Origin of the sequence: Promicromonospora sp. NPDC019610, from assembly GCF_044389365.1 — a bacterium.
Lineage (GTDB): Bacteria > Actinomycetota > Actinomycetes > Actinomycetales > Cellulomonadaceae > Promicromonospora.
Map to the genome: position 1 here is coordinate 1,861,488 of NZ_JBIRXX010000002.1, position 18,933 is coordinate 1,880,420.

Genomic DNA, 18,933 nt, shown 5'->3' on the forward strand with positions numbered 1-18,933 from the left:
CGTCCCGGCCGTGAACCACTGCGAGGAGGCAGCATGAGCGGCACCCCGGCCGGAACGGTCGACCCGAGGACGTTGCGCAAGACCGTCGGCGCGTCCGTCATCGGCACCATCGCCGAGTACTACGACTTCTTCATCTACGGCACGGCCTCGGCCCTGGTGTTCAACCAGATCTTCTTCCCCGAGGCCGACCCGCTGGTCGGCACGCTCGCCGCGTTCTCGACCTACGCCGTCGGCTTCTTCGCCCGACCGCTCGGCGGCCTGGTGTGGGGCCACATCGGTGACCGGCTCGGCCGCAAGAAGGCGCTCGTCTTCACGCTGCTGCTCACCGGGCTCGGCACCTTCGCCGTCGGCCTCATGCCCACCTACGAGCAGATCGGCATGTGGGCGGCCGTGATCCTCGTGGTCGTCCGGCTCATCCAGGGTTTCGGCGTCGGCGGCGAGCAGGGCGGCGCCGTCCTCCTCACGGCCGAGGCGGCGCCGCAGAAGCGGCGCGGCTTCTACGCGAGCTTCGTCCAGCTCGGCTCCCCCGTGGCCTACCTCATCCCGACGGCGCTGTTCGCCGGCCTGCAGCAGTGGATGGACGAGGACGCGTTCCTCGCCTGGGGCTGGCGCGTGCCGTTCCTGCTGTCGATCGTCGTGGTCGCCGTCGGTCTCTACATCCGGTCGAAGGTCGACGAGTCCGAGACCTTCAAGGCCGCCCGCGAGCGCAAGGCCGAGTCGCACGCCCCGCTGCGCCAGCTCTTCGGCCAGCGGCGGCGTGAGGTGCTGGGCGGCTTCTTCGCCAAGTTCGTCGAGGCCGCGATGTTCCCCTTCTACACGATCTTCCTGGTCGCGTACGCGGACAACAACGGGTACAGCTCGGGCCTGGTGCTGGAGGCGGTGATCATCGCGATCCTCGTGGAGATCGTCATGATCCCGGTGTGGGGCCACGTGACCGACCGCATCGGTCGCCGTCCCGTCTTCCTGGCGCTGGCCGTGCTCAACCTGGTGCTCATCGTGCCCGCGTTCCTCGCGGTGCAGACGGAGAACCTGGCGGTGATCACGGCCCTGCTGGTGGTCGGCCTCGGGCTCGGGCACTCCGGCACGTACGCGCCGCAGGCGTCGTTCTTCCCGGAGCTGTTCGACTCCTCGGTCCGCTACTCCGGCGTCTCGGTGGTGTGGCAGTTCGGCGCGATGGTCGCCTCGGGCCCGTTCACGGTGGTCGCCACCGCGCTGCTGGTCGCGGCGGACGGCGGCTTCTGGCTGGTCGCCGGGTACACCGCGCTGCTCGTCGTGTGCTCGATCGTCGCGCTCGTCGCACTGCCGGAGACGGCGCCCGCACGCCGTGGCGGGCAGGAGTACGCGAGCTGGCCCGCGCTGGACGGCGCGGCGTCCGACGATCTCGCTGGCCCAGGCCGGCACGATCTCCCGCCTCACGTCCGCAGGTCGAGCTCCCCGAGCACCTCGCCCAGCAGCTCGCCCGTGGGCCGGAACCCGCACCTCAGGTAGAACTGCTCGGGGCTCCTGGCGTGGGTCGCGTCCCACAGGACGGTGATCCGGTCGACGCCGCGGCGTCGGGCCTCGGCGGCGACCTGCTCGACGGCGAACCGCCCCACCCCGCGCCCGCGGGCCGCCGTCGCGACGTTCAGCCGCCAGATGCCCGCGCGGAAGGCCGGCTCCGGCTCCTCGGGGCTCCAGTTGGCCATGACGAAGCCGACCACCACGCCGTCGTCGGTCACCGCACGGGGCCAGGCCGTCGGATGGACGTACGCCTCGGCGACCGACCAGACCGTGGGGGCGACCGGCTCGTCGTCACCGGCCTGCGGCGGCAGGCGCAGGACGTCGCCGAGATTGTCGACGCTCAGTTCCTCGAGTCGCAGCACCATGGTTCCTCCCATCGCAGGGCCGTGGTTCCGAAGGTACGCGGCGCCACTGACACCGCCCGCCGCCGAACGGCCAGGGCGGGGCGCCGGCACCACGTGCCGACGCCCCGCCGCCGTCGCCCCTGCTCCAGGCAGAGACGTACCCGGGCGAACTACTGCCCGGTGAACACGAACTGCGAACCCGGCTCCTTCTCGACGTCCCCCTCACCGGAGTTGGTGACGGTCACGTTCGACAGGATCGCGTTGCCACGCGCGCCGCCCATCGCGAGGATGCCGGAGCCGTTGTTCGACCGGTCGATCCGCACGTTCGTGATCCGGACGTCGGGCATGTTGCCGCCGCCGTTCTTGAACTGGATGCCGTCGTAGGTGGAGTCGACGATGTCCGTGTCGCGGATGGTGACTCCGGTGATGTCGTGGGTCTGCGGGAAGATCGTGATCGCCCCGAACTCCTGGTCCTCGTTCCAGAACGCCCCGCCCGTGCGGTAGAGGCCGTTGTTGGCGATGAGCGTGGTCCCCGAGAACGGCAGGGGGTCGTGGTCGGTCGCCAGCATGATGCCGGGGTAGTTCATCGTGTCGTAGACCAGGTTGTTCTCGATGGAGTTGTCGTAACCGCCGTAGATCGCGATGCCGTTGGCGCGCCACGGGAGCTGGACCGTGTTGTTGCGGAACGCGTTGTCGTGGCCGATGTCGACGTTGCGGTCCCTGACGTACGGGTTGGCCCAGACGGCCAGCGCGTCGTCGCCCGTGTTGCGGAAGGACGAGTTGAAGACGAGCGAGTTGCGCGTGCCGTTGCTGAAGTTGATGCCGTCCGCGTAGGTGTTGCGGATGCGCATGCCGGAGAACTCGACGCCGTCGCCCGGCCCCCACAGCTCGGGGATGTTGGTGTAGTCGCGGCCCACCCAGACGCCGACGTTGGCGTGCTCGATCCACACGTTCGTGATCTTCGTGTTCTGGCCGAAGCGCCCGTTGAGACCGACACCGCCCTCCTCCTGGCCGTTGTTGCCGCGGATGTCGCCGGAGCCGAAGATCGCGATGTCGGAGATCTGGACGTTGTCGTCGATGTCGAACCCGAAGTTGCCCTCGTGCGGGTGGTTGATGACGCCCGGGGCGAGGTGCGGCTTGATGAGGCTGTAAAGCTGCGAGTGCCACATGCCCGCGCCGCGGATCGTGACGTCGCTGATGCCCACCTGGTTGTGCGTACCGCGGTTGAGCGGGTCGTCGGTGAGGATCTTCTTCTCCTGGCGCCACTGGCCCGCCGGGATCCACACGCAGTCGATCTCGCCCTCCTGGTTCGCGGTGACGGCGGCCTGGATGGCGGCCGTGTCCTCGAGCCCGTCGTTCGGGACGGCGCCGTACTCGGTGATCGACGTGCACTGCGCGGGCTTCGAGGTGGGCGGCGCCACCTGCTCGAGCTCGACCAGGTCGATGATGTAGAACGCGGCGTCGTCCCCGGCGTCGCGCTGGAGCCTGAACACCGTGCCCGCCGGGAAGGACCGGCTCAGAAGGGCGTGCGACTCGTCGAACAGGCGGCGGGCGTCGCCGCCCGGGGTGTTGACGAGGCCCTCGGGCTGGTCGGTGGTCCCGTACAGCCAGGAGTGCTTCGAGGAGAGCGTCAGCTTCTGCACGAACTGGCCGTCCGCGTAGAGGCTGATCGTCTTCTCCTGTCCTCCGCCGCCGGCGGCGTCAGGGATCGAATTGCGCACGACGATCGAGTTGGTCGGGTTGGTCGAGGTGAACTGCACGTACTGACCGGTGCTGTTCAGCCGCACCGACTCGCGGCCCGACGACTCGGTGGCGAAGTTGGTGTGCCCGAACGTGCGCAGCGGGTCGGTCTGCAGCAGCGCGCCCGTGTACTGGCCGGCCTCGGCCTCGTAGGTGGTGTACGGCACGGCGGCGCCGCGGCCCACGGTCACCGCGAGCGTGCCGGTGTTGTTGTCCTCGTTCGTCTCGTCGACGACGTCGGTGGCGTCGGCAGTGGCGGTCACCGTGACGCCGCCGTTGGTCGCCGTCCACGTCGCGGAGGGCGTGACGGTGACGGTGCCGCCCGCCGGGACGGCCGGCGTCGTGCCGTTCAGGGTGGTCGAGCCCGCCACCACGCGGGTCACGGAGCCGGCCGCGACCGCCTGGTTGCCGCGGTTGCGCACCTGCACGGAGAAGGACACCGCCGCGCCGACGGCGGGGTTGGCCGGGTTCGAGGTGACCGAGACGACCTCCAGGTCGGGTCCGGGCGCCTCGCCGACGACGAGCTTCGCCGTGGCCGTGAAGCCGTTGTCGGTCTCGTCCTGCTCGGCCACCGTGTTGCCGGGGTCGACGACGGCGCCGACCGTGTACTCGCCGGCGGGCTTGGTGCCGGCGGCGACCTGCACCTGGGCGGTCGCGCCGGGCTGGAGCGCGGCGACGTCCGCCGAGCCGGCCGTGCTGCCGCCGAGCTTCCCGTCCAGCGTCGTGGCCGCCGAGGCCCGGTCGCCGGTGTTCTGCACGGTCGCCGTGAGCGTCAGGGGCGTGGTCGCGGTGGGCGACGCCGGGGACGCCGTCACCGCCGTGACGGTGAGGTTCGGGTTGGGTGCCGGGGCGCCGTAGACCTCCAGCTCGGCCACCTGACCGTTGCCCGCGCCCGTGTTGGCGGTGAAGCGCAGGCGGACGTCGGTGACGGTGCCGCTCACGGGGATGTCGACGAGGTTGCCGCTCCCGGGCGCGAACGCGTACCCGGCGGACGCCTTGATCTCCTGCCACGCGCCCGTCCCCGAGCGCCCCCAGACCGAGAAGGTCTGCGTGCGGGCGCCCCAGGCGCCGTCGGGGTTGACGCGGACGCGCACGCTGCTGACCTGCGTGGGCGCGGCCAGCGAGACGTCGAGCGTCGACGGGTACTGCCCGCCGGCGCCCTCCCAGTACGTGCCGGTCTGCCCGTCCACGGCGTTCGCCGCGACGTACGTCCACTCCGTCGACGACGCCGCCGCCGGACGGTTCAGGGCGTAGTTGGTGCCGGTCGGGTCGGTGGGATCGGTCGGGTCCGGCGGGTCGGTCGGGTCGCCCGTGGGTGTGCCCCAGACCTGGAGCTCGGAGACCTGCCCGTTGCCCGCGCCGGTGTTGGCGCTGAACGCGAGGCGCACCTCGTCGGCCTCGGCGTCGAGCGGGATCTCGACCGTGTTGCCGCTCGCCGGGTCGAACGCGTACGCGGCGGAGGCCTTGAGCGTGCGGTACGACGACTCGCCGTCGGACCGGCCGAGCACGCTGAACGTCTGCGTGCGCGGGGACCACGCGGCGGGCGGCGGGAGCTTGACGACGACGCGCTCGACGTCGGAGTCCTGCCCGAGGTCGACGGTGAGGTGCGCCGGGTACTGCCCGCCCGCGCCCTCCCAGTAGGAGGCGGTGTTCCCGTCGTTGGCGTTGCCCGCGACGTAGGTCTGCGTCACGGACGACGCCGTGATCGGCTTGCCGAGGGCGAGGTTCGTGGCGTCCGCGGCGTGCGCGACGGCGGCCAGGCCGAGCGGTGCGACGAGCGCCAGCGCGGCGCCCGTCACGACCGTGTGCTTCCAGGGAATTCTCATGAACGTCCTCGTTCTCCCGCTCGCGGCGGGCTCGGCCACCCGCGGGCAACGGCGCCCGACGACGGCGCGACCGGCTGGTGCGTCGACGTCCTGGGTGGGTCGGGTCGGCGCCACCGAGGCAGCCCGGGAAGGGGCCGCGTACCGGGGGCGAGAGTGCAGAGTTGCAGTACGTGCACTGCTTTGTGCTCGTTGTCTGTCAAGTTCTTGCAGTCTTGCGGTTCGGATATTACGAGGGCGAAACCTGGGACGTCAAGGGTCCTGAGCCGTCCGGAAGCGCTGGCATCATGTCCGGCATGTCCGACGCCGCACGCCTCACCTGCCCGTTCTGTCACCGCGCCGTCTCGCAGGCCACGCTCCGCCTGCACTCGTGGTGGCACCAGCGGCGCCGCCGGGACGGCCAGCAGAAGGAGCACGTGACCCTGACGCCCGACGCCCGGTACGAGGGCTCGCTCGACGGCGTCCCCCAGGCCTATCGCCACCTCGTCTGCGGGGCGGGCACGGGCATGCCCGAGGAGATCGTCCGCAGCTACCTCGCCAACCCGTTCCTCTACGGCGACCGCTCGTTCTGCACCGGCTGCGGCGACTACGTGTCCAAGGCGGAGCTGCGCTGGATCGAGACCGGCCAGCCCCTGCGCGAGTACTTCGACGCGCTCCGCGCGGCGGCGACGCCGGAGCTTCAGGCGCGGGCGCACGCGCACTACCGGGGGTCGGCGGGCGCATAGGACGCACCGGCACCGCGCCGTCCCCGAAAGATCCCCCACTCCCGCAGTGGTGCGCCGCGCGCGACAGGCGGACCGTGGAGACGTGGACCCCAGCACCGACGCAGCGCCGACCGACCCGGCGACGGACCCCGCGTCCGCCGAGGCCGCCGCCGTGGCCGAGCGCCTCTTCGGCGCCGTCCTCGGCACCGTCGACCTGCTGTCGGTGTTCCTCGGCGACCGCCTCGGCTGGTACAGGTCGCTCGCCGACGACGGTCCCGCGACCGCGCCCCAGCTCGCCGAGCGCACCGGCACGGACGCCCGCTACGCCCGCGAGTGGCTGGAGCAGCAGACCGTCACCGGCCTGTTGCGCCTCGACTCCGACGGCGCCCCGGACGCGCGGGTCTTCAGCATCCCGCCGGGCACCGCGGAGATCCTGACCGACCCGCACAGCCTCGACCTGCACGCGCCGATCGCGCGGATGTTCGGCGCGATCGGCGCCGCGCTCCCCCAGCTGCTCGACGCCTACCGCACCGGCGGCGGCGTGAGCTGGGACGACCTCGGCGACGACGCGCGCGAGGGACAGTCCGACGTGAACCGGCCGTGGTTCGAGCACCGGCTGGCCGACGCGCTCGCTGGCGTCGCCGACCTGCACGAGCGGCTCGCGCGGCCCGGCGCCCGGGTGCTCGACGTCGGCTCCGGCGGCGGCTGGTCGAGCATCGCGCTCGGCCGGGCCTACCCCGGCGCGACGGTCCACGGCATCGACATCGACGCGCCGTCCGTGGCCATGGCCACGGAGAACGCGCGCGCCGCCGGCGTCGAGGACCGGGTCCGCTTCTCCCACGGCGACGCCGCCCACCTGCCCGCCGGGCAGTACGACGCGGCCTTCGCCTTCGAGTGCGTCCACGACATGCCGCGGCCGGTCGAGGTGCTCGCCGCCGTCCGCCAGTCCCTCGCGCCGGGCGCCCCGCTCATCGTGATGGACGAGGCCGTGGCCGAGGCGTTCGCGCCGGACGGCGACGACGTCGAGCGCCTCATGTACGGCTACAGCATCTTCATCTGCCTGCCCGACGGCCGCTCCAGCCGGCCGAGCGCCGCCACGGGGACGGTGCTGCGGCCCTCCCTGCTGCGGGAGTACGGCGCGGCCGCCGGGTTCAGCGCGTTCGAGGTGCTGCCGATCGAGGACTTCGCGTCGTTCCGCTTCTACCGGCTGAAGGAGGCGGGGACGTCCTAGGGGCCGGACTCGGTCCACGGATGCGGAACCCCGCTGGGCGCAGGGCCGGCCGACCCGCCGGCTCCCGCCCCGCCGGCCCCCGCCTCGCCGGCCCCCGCCTCGCCGGTGCCCGTGGCCTGACGGTTCAGGCCGTCGTCCGCACGCGGACGGTCGCGATCTCGAACGGGCGCAGCTCCAGGCCGACCGGTTCCCCGCCGGCCCAGGTCTGCTCGCCGAGGTCGCGCTCCAGGAGGTCCGTGCGCCACGCCGCCGAGAACGGCGTGCCGAGCCCGAGGGTGACCGGCGTCCGCGCGCCCTGCGCCTCGAACAGCCGGACGACGAGGTCGCCCGACCGGTCCTCGGCGAGCTTCACCGACTCGACCAGGACGGACGGGGCCGAGACCGTCACGACCGGGTCGACGGCGGCGCCCGGGTCCCCCGGCACGTGGCGCGCCGGGAGGTTGAGCCGGTACCCGGCGGCCGCGGCGTCGAGCACGGTCGCGGCCGGGCCGATCGTGGTGCGGAAGACGTGGGACCCCTGGTCGGCCTCCGGGTCCGGGAACTTCGGCGCGCGCAGCAGGGACTGCCGGACAAGGGTCGTCGTGCCGCCGTCGGCGCGCATGGAGCGGGTCACGTCGTGCCCGTACGTGGACGCGTTGGCCACGACCACGCCGAACCCCGGCTCGCCGACGTGCACCCACCGGTGGGCGACGGTCTCGAACCGCGCGACGTCCCAGGACGTGTTCGCGAAGGTGGGGCGCATGACGTGCCCGAACTGGATCTCGGAGGCGAAGGCGTCGGCGCGCACGTCCACGGGGAAGGCGAGCTTGAGCAGCTTCTCCTGCTCGTGCCAGTCGACCTCCGTCTCGACCCGCAGCTCCCCGGCGTCGGCCGCCAGCCGGTAGCGCTGGACGATCGTGGAGCCGCCGTGGGTGTGCGTCACGGTCAGGGCGTCGCCCACGACCTCGACGGCGTCCGGCGTGCGGAGCTCGGTGACGGCGTGGGCGTAGGAGCGGTCGATGTCCCACGCCTCGAACATGTTGGGGCGGTCCCGGAAGACCTGCAGCAGCCCGGCCTGCTCGCCGTCGGGGATGACGTCGCGGCCCGACACCAGGTCGACCAGGGAGACCAGCAGCCCCGCGGCGTCGAAGCGCGCGGAGAGGCGGCCGTTGTCGAGGCGGTAGCCGCCGGGGACGGCGGCCGGGGTCACGTCCGGCGTCGAACCCGTGCCCGGGTCCCGCGGGGCGACGACCGCGGCGCCCAGCGCCGGCACGTCCCCGTGGGCGAACGGTGCCGCGTTGAAGACGACGGTGGCTCCCCCCTCGCCGGCGAGCGCCCGCTGGGCGGTCGCGATGATGTCCTCCAGCTCCTCGCCGACCCGCCGGTAGGCCTCCTCGGCCTCCTCGTGGACCCAGGCGATCGCCGAGCCGGGCAGGATGTCGTGGAACTGCTGGAGCAGCACCGTGTGCCAGATCGTGTCGAGCCGCTCGTAGGGGTAGTCGAGCAGGCCGCGGACGGCGGCCGTCGCGCTCCACAGCTCGGCCTCCCGCAGCAGGTGCTCGCTGCGCCGGTTGCCGAGCTTGGTGCGGGCCTGGGAGGTGTAGGTGCCGCGGTGGGTCTCCAGGTACATCTCCCCCGTCCAGACGGCGGGGTGCGGCAGATTCTCCTTGGCCGCCGCGAAGAAGTCGCCCGGCGCGCCGAGCGTCACCCGCGGGGAGCCCTCCAGGTCCCGGGTGCGGCGCGCGGCGGCGATCATCTCGCGGGTAGGCCCGCCGCCGCCGTCGGACCAGCCGAACAGGGTGACCGAGGTGTTCGACGTCGCCTTCTCGGCGTGCTGCCGCTGTGCCTTGGCGAGGTCGGCGGCGCCGAGGTCCGAGCCGTAGGTGTCGTTGGGCGGGAAGTGCGTGAAGAGCCGGGTGCCGTCCAGGCCCTCCCAGAGGAAGGTGTGGTGCGGCATCCGGTTGGTGTCGTTCCAGGACATCTTCTGGGTGAGGAAGCTGTCGGTGCCGGCCGAGCGCGCGATCTGGGGGAACGCAGCGGTGAACCCGAAGGAGTCCGGCAGCCAGGCCTCCCGCGACAGCGTCCCGAACTCGCGGAGGAAGAACCCCTGCCCGTGCACGAACTGGCGCACCAGCGCCTCGCCGCCCGGCAGGTTCGTGTCGCTCTCCACCCACATGCCGCCCACGGGGACGAACCGCCCCTCGGCGACGCGGGCCCGGATGCGCTCGAAGAGCTGGGGGTAGTACTCCTTGACCCACGCGAGCTGCTGCGCGCTGGAGCAGGCGAAGACGAAGTCGGGGTCGGCGTCCATCAGGTCGAGCACGTTGGAGAACGTGCGGGCGGCTTTGCGCACGGTCTCGCGCGTGGGCCACAGCCAGGCGGAGTCGAGGTGCGCGTGGCCGACGGCGACGATCGAGTGGGCGGTCGCGTGGGCCGGGGCGGCGAGCACGCCCGCGAGCTCGTCCCGCGCGGCCGCCACGGTCGGTGCGACGTCGTCGGGATCGATCGCGTCGCACGCCCGGTCGAGCGCACGCAGGATCTCGGCCCGGCGCGGGAGCCCCGGGTCGAGCTCGCGCACGAGGCCGACGAGCGCGGCGATGTCGCCCAGCAGCGCGTCCACGTCGAGATCGCGCTCGACGAGCGTGACGTCGCGCAGCGTGTAGACGGGCTCGGTGCCGGCCGTCGCCTTGTGGCCCAGGCGCGCGATGTGCGAGGCGCCGGCGGGCAGGAAGGTCCCCGGGAGGGCCGCCGCCATCCCGGCTGCCGGGGTGGGCGGGGCCGAGGCGAAGAAGTGCTCCAGCATGTTCGGGTTGGACGCCGCCTCGACGAAGACGTCGACCGTGTCGCCGTCGACGTCCACGACGTGGTTGAACGGCTCGACGCCCTTGATGATCGAGCCGTCCGGCCGGTACAGCAGCCCCTCCGCCTGGAAGGCGGGCATCAGGCGCGAGAAGCCGAGGTCGACGAAGAGCTGCACGGTCGTGCCCGCCCGCCCCCAGCCCTCCGGGACGGAGCCGGTGACGTGGAACCACGTGGTGCCCCAGGGCTTGCTCCAGGCCTGGCCCACCTCGAACGGCGTGAAGTCCTGCCGCACGGCCTCCGCGAAGGGCACAGGTTCGTCGGGCACCTCCCAGGCCGTGACGCGGACGGGCGCCCTGCGCGGGAAGAGGGCGGGGACGAGGAGGTCGCGGACCGTGTTGTTGACCCGGTGCTCGACCTGGACGGCGTTGTCGTTCATGAGGGCACCGTAACAGAAAAGCTCCACGTGGAACTTTTCACGCTGATAGGTTGAGGTCCGGCGAGCAACAGGAGGTGGGACGTGTCGCAGAGCGAGCGCGCCGAGGCGCCCGTGAGCACGGGGCCGGAGAGCACGGGACCGGAGGGCCGGTCACGACCGCGCGGCAGGTATCCCAAGGGGATCCTGCGCCGGCAGCAGATCCTCGACCGCACCATCGGGGTGTTCGCCGAGCTGGGGTCCGAGGGCACCAGCCTGCGCGCCATCGGCGAGGCGATCGGCGTGAGCCACGCCGCCCTGCGCCGGTACTTCGAGACCCGCGAGGAGCTCTTCCTCGAGGTGCTCCGCGAGAAGGACCGCCAGGCGCTGGCCGACGCCCGCGAGAGCGGCGCCGCCCCGACCGATTTCACCGCGCACCTGGAGGCGTACGCCCGGCGGACGCCCGGTCTCATGGCGCTGCGGCACAGCATGGTGGCCCGGGCGCTGGAGTCCGACAACGAGCACTCCCGCACGTTCTTCGTCGAGCGGTACCGGTCGCTGCGCGACGAGGCGCTGACGATCCTGCGCGTCGCGCAGGCCGCCGGCACGGTGCGGTCCGACATCTCTCCGCAGGTGGCGGCCTCCCTGGTGATCGCCGCCATGGACGGGCTCTCGACGCAGTGGCTGCTCGACCCGGACGTGGACATGCTTGAGGGGATGAGGCTCCTGGAGGAGCTCCTGACGCCGGCAGCGGGGCCGACCGAGGGATAGGGCCGGACAGGGGCGCGAGGCGGTCGACGAGGGTCGGACCCCCAAAAAGTTCCACGCGGAACTTTTTGGTGTTACGTTGACTCCTGCCCGGGCACCGCAGCCCGGAATGCTCGCAGAGAGAAGTCGACGTGGACGAGAACCCCCATCCCGTGCCCACCGACGCCGGCCCGACGGCCGTCGCCGCTCCCCCGACCCCGGCGTCCGCCGGGACACTGCGCTCGCGCTATCCCCAGGTCGCCATCCCGCTGGCGATCCTCGGATTCTCGATCGCCCTCGTCCCGCCGCTCGTCGTCACCATCGCGCTGCGGCTGCGCGAGCTGGACCTGGACAACGCCGCCGCCGACCTCGGCCTGATCCTCGGCGTCGGCGCGGTCTTCTCGCTCATCGCCAACCCCCTGGCCGGACGGTTCTCGGACCGGACGACCAGCCGCCTCGGTATGCGCAAGCCGTGGATCTACTCGGGCGCCGCCGTCGGCTACGCCGGGATCGTCGTCATCGCCCTCGCCCCGAACGTGCCGCTGGTGCTCGTGGGCTGGAGCATCGCGCAGGTCGGCCTGAACTTCGCGCTCGCGGCGCTCGTGGCCCTGCTCCCGGACCAGGTCGGTCCCGAGCGGCGCGGACGGGTGGCGTCGTTCATCAGCCTGGCGCAGAACGTCGGCGGCGTCGCCGCGACGTTCCTCGTGCAGCTCTTCCCGTCCGGGCTGGTGCAGTACCTGGTGCCCAGCCTGATCGGCGTGGTGCTGATGGTCGTCATGGTGGCGCCCGTCAAGGACCGGGTGCGCACGGAGCGCACCCGGGAGCCCTTCGGCCTGCGGGCCCTGCTCGGCTCGTTCGTCTTCGACCCGCGCAAGAACCCCGACTTCGGCTGGGCGTGGCTCACGCGGTTCTTCCTGACCACCACGCAGTTCACCGCGACCAGCTACCTGACGTACTTCCTCATCGCCCAGTTCGGGGTGTCGGACGCCGAGGCACCCACCCTGGTCTTCCAGGCGATCCTCGCCAACGCGGTCGGCATCGTCCTCGTCGCGCCCCTGCTCGGCTGGCTCTCCGACCGCCTCCGGCGCCGCAAGCCGTTCGTGATCATCTCCGCGGCGATCGCCATCGTCGGGCTCACGGTCATCGCGCTGGCGCCGTCGATCGAGGTGGTGCTGCTCGGCGAGCTCGTGCTCGGCGCGGGCCTGGGCGCGTTCTTCGCCGTCGAGCTGGCCCTCATCGCCGACGTGCTGCCCAGCTCGGACACCGCCGGCAAGGACCTGGGCGTGGCCAATCTGGCGCAGTCGCTCCCCCAGTCGCTGATCCCGGTCGCCGCACCCGGCCTGATCGCCGCGTTCGGCTATCCCGGCCTGTTCCTCAGCGGTGCCCTGCTCGGTGTGCTGGGCGCGATCAGCGTCACCCGGGTCAAGCAGGTGCGGTAGGCGCTGGGCGGACGGCGGCGTCCCGGCGGGCGGACGGCGGCGTCGCGCCCGGTCCGAGGGGCCGCCGTCCTAGGCTGTCCTCGTGGCGCTGGCCGTCTGCCTGCTCTTCGACAGGCCCACCGAGCGGGTCCTGCGACGGCTGTGGCAGCGGCTCGAGGACCAGGGCGTGCCCACGCTCGCGAGCCACACCCACCGCCGGCACGTGCCGCACCTGTCGCTGGCCGTGCTGCGCTCCTGGGACCTGGGCACGGTGCGCGCCGCCATGGAGGCGCTGCCCGACGCCGGCCCCACCACCGTGCGGTTCGACGCCGTCGCCGCGTTCCGCCGGGGCCGGATGAGCCTGGTCCCGGCGGTGACGAGCGTGCTCACGGCCCGCCAGGAGCGGGTGGTCGAGGCGCTCGGCGCGAGCGACGACGTGCTGCACAAGCACTACGCGCCCGGCGTCTGGACGCCGCACGTCACCGTGGCCACCCGCGCCCGGCTCGACCAGACGCCGCTGGTGCTGGAGGCGGTCTACGAGATCGTCCCGCTCACGGGCACGCTGACCCACGCCGCGCTGATCGACGCGGGAACGGGCGCCGCTTACCCGCTGAGGCATGTCCCCTGAGGCATGTCCCCTGAGGGCTCGAGGCAATCACATCGCAGCCCGGCAGCAGAACCCACACCGGGCTGCCGGCGCTAGCCTCCGATGCGGTCCAGCTCCGCGACGTCGTCCGGGCCGAGCACCAGGCCCGCGCCGGCCACGTTCTCCCGCAGGTGCGCCACCGACGACGTGCCCGGGATCAGCAGCACGTTGGGCGAACGCCGCAGCAGCCACGCCAGCGCCACCGCGATCGTCGTGGCGCCCAGTCGGGCCGCGACGGCGGACAGCGCCTCGGACTGCAGCGGGCTGAACCCGCCGAGCGGGAACCACGGCACGTACGCGATGCCGTCGGCGGCGAGCCGGTCGATCAGCTCGTCGTCGTCCCGGTGGGCGAGGTTGTACATGTTCTGCACGCTCACGATCGGCGCGATGCTGCGGGCCTCCGCGACCTGGCGGGCGGTCACGTTGGTCAGGCCCAGGTGTCGCACCAGCCCCTCCTGCTGCAGCGCGGCCATCGTCTCGAAGGCTTCCGCGAGCGAGCCCTCCTTGCGGCCCGACCCGTCGCCCAGGCGCAGGTGGACCAGGTCCAGCGTGTCCAGCCCGAGGGTCTCCAGGTCGCTGTCGACCTGCCGCCGGAGCTGGTCGGGCCGGCGCTCGACCGGCCAGCCGCCCTGCGCGTCGCGGTTGGCGCCGGCCTTGGTGACCACGTGCAGCGTGTCGGGATAGGGGTGCAGGGCCTCGCGGATGAGCTCGTTGGTGATCCGCGGCCCGTACGCGCCGGCGGTGTCGATGTGGGTGATGCCCAGGTCGACGACCTCGCGCAGCACGGCGAGGGCGCCGTCCCGGTCGGCGGGCGGCCCCAGCACCCCCGGACCGGCGAGCTGCATGGCGCCGTAGCCGAAGCGGGTGACGGTCAGGTCGCCCAGGGTCCAGGTGCCGCCCGGCAGGGTGGGAGCGATGGTGCTCACGGTCGTGGCCTCTCGTCGGTGGAGGTCGCGGACGACGGCGGGGTACTGCCGCCCGGCCTCCGACGTCGATCGTGCGGCCGCCACCGCGGCGGCGTCCAAGACCGGTTCGGTCGCCGCTGATACCCCACCGGTATCAGCGGCGCTCCGACCACCGATAGCCTGGGCCCGTGGACGGACTGGAGACCCGGGAGCTGAGGTACTTCGTCGCCGTGGCCGAGGAGCTGCACTTCGGCCGGGCCGCGGAGCGCCTGAACATGGCCCAGCCGCCGCTGTCGCGCGCCGTCCAGCAGCTCGAGCGGCGCCTCGGTGTCGTGCTGCTGGACCGGGACCGCCGGGGCGTCTCGCTCACGGCCGCCGGGGCGGCCATGCTGGCGGAGGCGCGGCTCGCGCTCGACGCGGTGGACGCCGTCGTCCGGCGGACCCGGCGCGCGGCGGCGGCGACGCCGGGGCTGGTGCTGACCACGAAGGCCGGCTCCTCCCACGAGCTGCTCAAGCGGCTGCTCGACGCCTACGCGGCACGGCCCGGTGCCGTCGAGGTCGACGTGCTGCTGTGCGAGATCGGCGGGCAGGGCCGGCTCCTGCGCAACGGGAGCGCGGACGTCGCGATCGTGCACGCGCCGTTCGACGTGCTGACGGGCCTCGACACCGTGGAGATCGTGACCGAGGGCCAGGTGGCGATCGTCCCCGCCGCGCACCCGCTCGCGCAGCGCACCAGCCTGACCATGGCCGAGGTGAGCGACGTGCCCGGCCTGCCGATCGCGCGCTGGCCGCGGCACGACGGCACCTACCCGCCCGGCCCCGGGCCTGAGGTCCGCAGCCAGTCCCAGCTCGCGCAGCTCGTCGCGCTCGGCCGCACGCTGCTGGTCATCCCGGGCTCCAGCCGGGCCTGGCAGTGGCCGGAGCACGTGGCGGTGCCGGTCGTCGACGCCCCCGAGGTGACGACGCTGCTCGCCTGGCCGGCGGGCGTCCGGTCGGCGGCGCTGGACGATCTGGTGGACACCGCGACGCGGCTCAGCAGCTCCCGTGCACCGAGTCGTCCCACCAGCCCAGCACCCGCGCTGCGTGGAACGTGAGCCACTTGGACGGCTGCCCCGCGTCGACGTCGACCTCGAACCAGACGCGGCCCGGGTGGCGCCGCGCCTGCAGCCACGTGCCGTCCGGCTGCCGCTGCGCGCGGACCAGCTCGACGGCCTCCGCGACCCGCGGGTCGGGCGGCGTGCCGCGGAGCTCGCCGGCCGCGCGGAAGTAGTCGGTCGCGCTGAGCACGTCGTAGAACGACCGGAACGGGTAGGCGAGCCGGAACACCCAGTCGGCGACGGGCTCCCCCGTCGTCAGGCGCCGGATCAGGTGCCGCTCCAGCAGGTACTCCTCGGCCCGCGCCTGCGCCTCGCGGACGGCGTCCGAGCCGCCGGTGGCCTCCTCGTAGGCGAGCAGGCCCTTGAGGGAGTTGAGCGTCGACCGGACCGAGGCGCGGGTCGACCCCTCGACCCACTCGCAGTTCCAGCCGCCCTCGTCCATCTGGTGCGCCACGAACCAGTCGGCGATCCCCTGGACGTCCGCGCCGAGCCACACGCCGTTGGCCAGCGTGAACCCGTTGATGCAGGCGTCGACCTCGCCGCCCCAGTAGGGCAGGTCGTCGTACTCCCACCGGGCGTTGGCCGAGATCAGCGCCACGGTGTCCCGGTCGTGCAGCACCGCGGCGTCCAGGCCCCACTCGCGCAGCGTGTTGAGCGACCACGTCGTCGCCGTCCACGGCTGCCCGGCGCCGGGCTGGGCCTCCGGCCCGGAGAAGTCGAACCCCGCGGGGAAGAACGCCCCGCCGGCCCACGTCCCGGTGTCGTCCTGCCGGGCCAGCAGGCCGGCCCCGAGGCCCTCCGTGGCCACCCGGTCCCGGGTGGCCCGCCAGACGGCGTCGGGGGCGCGCACCAGGTCCCGCTCCACCTGCCAGCGCAGGGCCGGGTCGCTGTCGAGCAGCCAGGCCAGCACGTCGTCGGACACCCGCGAGGAGGTCATACGCCGAGACTAGAACGCGACGCACCCGGGTTCCACGCAAGTGCGGGTGACGTGCTGCCCGACGTTGCGACACGATTCACCGGGGCATACGTTCACGCCATGACCAACGTTGCCGAGACCATCGTCGAGATCATCGAGGACGCGGGGGTCGAGCGGGTCTACGGCCTGCCGGGCGACTCGCTGAACGGGTTCACGGACGCCATCCGGCGCAACGACGCGGTGACCTGGCAGCACGTGCGCCACGAGGAGGCGGCGGCGTTCGCCGCGGCCGCCGAGGCCGCGCTGACCGGCGAGCTCGCGGTGTGCGCGGGGAGCTGCGGGCCCGGCAACCTGCACCTGATCAACGGGCTCTACGACGCCAACCGGAGCCGGGTGCCCGTGCTCGCGATCGCCGCGCACATCCCCGGGGCCGAGATCGGCAGCACCTACTTCCAGGAGACGCACCCGCAGGAGCTGTTCCGCGAGTGCAGCGTCTACACCGAGCTGGTGAGCATGCCCGAGCAGCTCCCACGGGTGCTCGAGATCGCGATGCGCACCGCCGTCGAGCGGCGCGGCGTCGCCGTCGTCGTCGTGCCGGGCGAGGTGTTCCTCGCCGAGAGCGCGGGCCGCAAGAAGTCGGCGCCCATCCGGGCGACCCAGCCGGTGGTGCGGCCGGGCGAGCACGAGCTGGGGATCGCGGCGCAGATCCTGAACGAGGCGAAGAAGGTGACCATCTTGGGCGGCGCCGGCACGGAGGGCGCGCACGAGCAGGTGGTCCGGATCGCCGAGAAGCTCAAGGCGCCGGTGGTGCACGCGCTGCGCGGCAAGGAGTTCCTCGAGTACGACAACCCGTACGACGTCGGCATGACGGGGCTGCTCGGCTTCGCCTCCGGCTACCGGGCCATGGAGAGCTGCGACGCCCTGCTCATGCTCGGCACCGACTTCCCCTACCAGCAGTTCTACCCGTCCAAGGCGCAGATCGTGCAGGTCGACCTGCGGGGCGAGCAGCTCGGCCGGCGCACGCCGATCGACCTGGGCCTGGTGGGGGACGTCGGCGACACGATCGAGGCCCTGCTCCCGCGGCTGGACGACAAGAGCAACCGCCGGCACCTCGACTCCTCGCTCAAGCACTACGCGCGGGCGCGCAAGAGCCTCGACGAGCTGGCCGACAACGACCGCAACCGCGAGCCGATCCACCCGCAGTACGTCGCGCGGCTGGTCAGCGAGCTGGCGAGCGACGACGCGGTGTTCATCCCCGACGTCGGCTCCCCCGTGGTCTGGGCCGCCCGCTACCTGACGATGAACGGCCGGCGCCGCCTCATCGGGTCGTTCAACCACGGGACCATGGCCAACGCCGTGCCGCACGCGATCGGCGCCCAGTCGGCGTTCCCGGGGCGCCAGGTGGTCGCGCTGTCGGGCGACGGCGGGCTCGCGATGCTGCTGGGCGAGCTGCTGACGATCCGGCAGAACAAGCTGCCCGTGAAGATCGTGGTGTTCAACAACTCGTCGCTGAACTTCGTCGAGGTCGAGATGAAGGCCGCCGGGTTCGTGAACTTCGGCACCCACCTCGACAACCCGAACTTCGCCGACGTCGCGAACACCATGGGCATCCACGGCCGACGGGTCGAGCAGCCCGACGACCTGGAGGGCGCCCTGCGCGCCGCGTTCGAGCACGACGGCCCGGCGCTCGTCGACGTCGTCACCGCGCAGCAGGAGCTGTCGATCCCGCCCGCGATCAGCGCCCAGCAGGTCAAGGGCTTCACGCTGTACGCGATCCGCACGATCCTGTCCGGCAAGGGTGACGAACTGGTCGACCTCGCCGACACGAACGTGTTCCGGAGGCTGTTCGACTAGGGGCGGGGCGGGGGTTCAGGGCTGCGTGCCCTGTTGCGCGGCGGGTTCTGTAGCCGGTTCTGTGGCGGGTTCCGTGCCGTGCTCGACCGCGTGCACCAGCGTCGCCCACGGGTCGAGGCCGGCGCCGGCGCGCTCCTCGTCGTCGGCGCGTTCCGTACCGAGCGCGGCGCGGACGGCCGTCTCGACGGCGACGAGCTCCTCGGCGTCGTCCGGGTCGGGCACCTGGCCCAGGTCGTCGAACGCGCGCCGCGCGAGGCCGAGCAGGCGGGCCGCCCGGACCAGGTCGGCGTCGGCCACGGCGGTCGCGGCGGCCCCGACGTACGCGTACGGGACGAAGTCGCGGTACCCGCCGCCGACGATCCGGGACCGGCTCGTCGCGAACCGCGCGCGGGCCGCGGCGGTCTCGCCGAGGCTCAGCTCCGTGAAGGCGAGGTTGTGCAGCTCGGAGGTGACGGTGTCGTCGTTGCCCAGGGCCTCGTTGAGGTCGATGCTCTCCTGGTAGAGCACGCGGGCGCGGGGCAGGTCGCCCGCCATCCGGGTCACGCCGGCCAGCACGTGCCGCGGGCGTTCCTCCAGGCGGCGGTCGCCGGTGCGGACGGCGACCGCCAGCGCGTCCGAGGCGATCCGCGCCGCCTCGGTCAGGTCGCCGCCCCGGATCGCGAGCCGGGAACGCATGTAGAGCGCCTCGACCAGCGCGGGCAGGTCGTCCGCCGCGCGGGCCCGCTCGGCCTCGTCGTCCGCCAGGCGCGCGACGGCGGCGTCGTCCCCGCGCCGGAACGCCGCGCGCGCGGTCTCGCTGAAACTCATCCGGGTCG

At 72.9% G+C, this 18,933-nt stretch carries 14 protein-coding genes; 8 read left to right on the forward strand and 6 right to left on the reverse strand.

The window, feature by feature from the left end; all coding sequences use genetic code 11:
* Positions 1–33 precede the first annotated feature (33 nt).
* Positions 34–1,488 carry an MFS transporter gene (locus ACH45N_RS19960; RefSeq protein WP_397397010.1) on the forward strand — a complete coding sequence of 485 codons (1,455 nt, stop codon included), beginning with the start codon at positions 34–36 and terminating at the stop codon, positions 1,486–1,488.
* Here the strand turns inward: ACH45N_RS19960 and ACH45N_RS19965 are convergent.
* Together ACH45N_RS19965 and ACH45N_RS19970 are read right to left on the reverse strand one after the other, a co-directional pair.
* Positions 1,413–1,865 (reverse strand): GNAT family N-acetyltransferase, encoded by a 453-nt coding sequence (locus ACH45N_RS19965; protein ID WP_397397012.1) that lies wholly within the window; start codon positions 1,863–1,865, stop codon positions 1,413–1,415. The genes ACH45N_RS19960 and ACH45N_RS19965 overlap by 76 nt on opposite strands.
* 149 nt (positions 1,866–2,014) lie before the next feature.
* On the reverse strand, positions 2,015–5,410 hold the full coding sequence (locus ACH45N_RS19970; protein ID WP_397397014.1) for a CARDB domain-containing protein: 3,396 nt from the start codon (positions 5,408–5,410) through the stop codon (positions 2,015–2,017).
* A 293-nt stretch (positions 5,411–5,703) separates the two neighbouring features.
* On the opposite strand from ACH45N_RS19970, the gene ACH45N_RS19975 reads away from it, so the two are divergent.
* Both ACH45N_RS19975 and ACH45N_RS19980 read left to right on the forward strand, forming a co-directional pair.
* Positions 5,704–6,132 carry a hypothetical protein gene (locus ACH45N_RS19975; protein ID WP_397397016.1) on the forward strand — a complete coding sequence of 143 codons (429 nt, stop codon included), beginning with the start codon at positions 5,704–5,706 and terminating at the stop codon, positions 6,130–6,132.
* Between the two features lie 82 nt (positions 6,133–6,214).
* Complete coding sequence (locus ACH45N_RS19980) at positions 6,215–7,342, forward strand: class I SAM-dependent methyltransferase (protein ID WP_397397018.1); 1,128 nt, start codon at positions 6,215–6,217, stop codon at positions 7,340–7,342.
* A 124-nt stretch (positions 7,343–7,466) separates the two neighbouring features.
* Here the strand turns inward: ACH45N_RS19980 and ACH45N_RS19985 are convergent, their stop codons facing one another.
* Positions 7,467–10,559, reverse strand: coding sequence for an alpha-mannosidase (locus ACH45N_RS19985; protein WP_397397020.1), 3,093 nt, complete (start codon positions 10,557–10,559; stop codon positions 7,467–7,469).
* Positions 10,560–10,640: 81 nt separating this feature from the next.
* On the opposite strand from ACH45N_RS19985, the gene ACH45N_RS19990 reads away from it, so the two are divergent.
* From ACH45N_RS19990 to ACH45N_RS20000, 3 genes are all read left to right on the forward strand, one after another.
* The gene (locus ACH45N_RS19990) at positions 10,641–11,306 is read left to right on the forward strand and encodes a TetR/AcrR family transcriptional regulator (protein ID WP_397397022.1); all 666 of its coding nucleotides are present in this window, start codon (positions 10,641–10,643) and stop codon (positions 11,304–11,306) included.
* A gap of 128 nt (positions 11,307–11,434) precedes the next feature.
* Positions 11,435–12,721, forward strand: coding sequence for an MFS transporter (locus tag ACH45N_RS19995; RefSeq protein WP_397397024.1), 1,287 nt, complete (start codon positions 11,435–11,437; stop codon positions 12,719–12,721).
* Positions 12,722–12,803: 82 nt separating this feature from the next.
* Positions 12,804–13,328: a 2'-5' RNA ligase family protein gene (locus tag ACH45N_RS20000; protein WP_397397026.1), complete on the forward strand. Its 525-nt coding sequence runs from the start codon at positions 12,804–12,806 to the stop codon at positions 13,326–13,328.
* A 71-nt stretch (positions 13,329–13,399) separates the two neighbouring features.
* Here the strand turns inward: ACH45N_RS20000 and ACH45N_RS20005 are convergent, their stop codons facing one another.
* Complete coding sequence (locus tag ACH45N_RS20005) at positions 13,400–14,263, reverse strand: oxidoreductase (RefSeq protein WP_397397528.1); 864 nt, start codon at positions 14,261–14,263, stop codon at positions 13,400–13,402.
* A 176-nt stretch (positions 14,264–14,439) separates the two neighbouring features.
* Here ACH45N_RS20005 and ACH45N_RS20010 point away from each other — a divergent pair, with 176 nt between their 5' ends.
* On the forward strand, positions 14,440–15,345 hold the full coding sequence (locus tag ACH45N_RS20010; protein WP_397397028.1) for a LysR family transcriptional regulator: 906 nt from the start codon (positions 14,440–14,442) through the stop codon (positions 15,343–15,345).
* Here ACH45N_RS20010 and ACH45N_RS20015 read toward each other — a convergent pair.
* On the reverse strand, positions 15,284–16,285 hold the full coding sequence (locus ACH45N_RS20015) for a squalene cyclase (protein WP_397397029.1): 1,002 nt from the start codon (positions 16,283–16,285) through the stop codon (positions 15,284–15,286). The genes ACH45N_RS20010 and ACH45N_RS20015 overlap by 62 nt on opposite strands.
* 99 nt (positions 16,286–16,384) lie before the next feature.
* Between ACH45N_RS20015 and poxB the strand changes: the two genes are divergently transcribed.
* Positions 16,385–18,118 carry a ubiquinone-dependent pyruvate dehydrogenase gene (gene poxB / locus ACH45N_RS20020; RefSeq protein ID WP_397397031.1) on the forward strand — a complete coding sequence of 578 codons (1,734 nt, stop codon included), beginning with the start codon at positions 16,385–16,387 and terminating at the stop codon, positions 18,116–18,118.
* Positions 18,119–18,133: 15 nt separating this feature from the next.
* Here the strand turns inward: poxB and ACH45N_RS20025 are convergent, their stop codons facing one another.
* Positions 18,134–18,925 carry a tetratricopeptide repeat protein gene (locus ACH45N_RS20025; RefSeq protein ID WP_397397033.1) on the reverse strand — a complete coding sequence of 264 codons (792 nt, stop codon included), beginning with the start codon at positions 18,923–18,925 and terminating at the stop codon, positions 18,134–18,136.
* Positions 18,926–18,933: the final 8 nt, after the last annotated feature.

Excerpts from the sequence above, each read along its gene's own strand:
- ACH45N_RS19960 (WP_397397010.1), top strand. The coding sequence starts at position 34 with ATGAGCGGCACCCCGGCCGGAACGGTCGACCCGAGGACGTTGCGCAAG.
- ACH45N_RS19985 (WP_397397020.1), bottom strand. The coding sequence starts at position 10,559 with ATGAACGACAACGCCGTCCAGGTCGAGCACCGGGTCAACAACACGGTC.
- ACH45N_RS19970 (WP_397397014.1), bottom strand. The coding sequence starts at position 5,410 with ATGAGAATTCCCTGGAAGCACACGGTCGTGACGGGCGCCGCGCTGGCG.
- ACH45N_RS19975 (WP_397397016.1), top strand. The coding sequence starts at position 5,704 with ATGTCCGACGCCGCACGCCTCACCTGCCCGTTCTGTCACCGCGCCGTC.
- ACH45N_RS20015 (WP_397397029.1), bottom strand. The coding sequence starts at position 16,285 with ATGACCTCCTCGCGGGTGTCCGACGACGTGCTGGCCTGGCTGCTCGAC.
- poxB (WP_397397031.1), top strand. The coding sequence starts at position 16,385 with ATGACCAACGTTGCCGAGACCATCGTCGAGATCATCGAGGACGCGGGG.
- ACH45N_RS20025 (WP_397397033.1), bottom strand. The coding sequence starts at position 18,925 with ATGAGTTTCAGCGAGACCGCGCGCGCGGCGTTCCGGCGCGGGGACGAC.
- ACH45N_RS19965 (WP_397397012.1), bottom strand. The coding sequence starts at position 1,865 with ATGGTGCTGCGACTCGAGGAACTGAGCGTCGACAATCTCGGCGACGTC.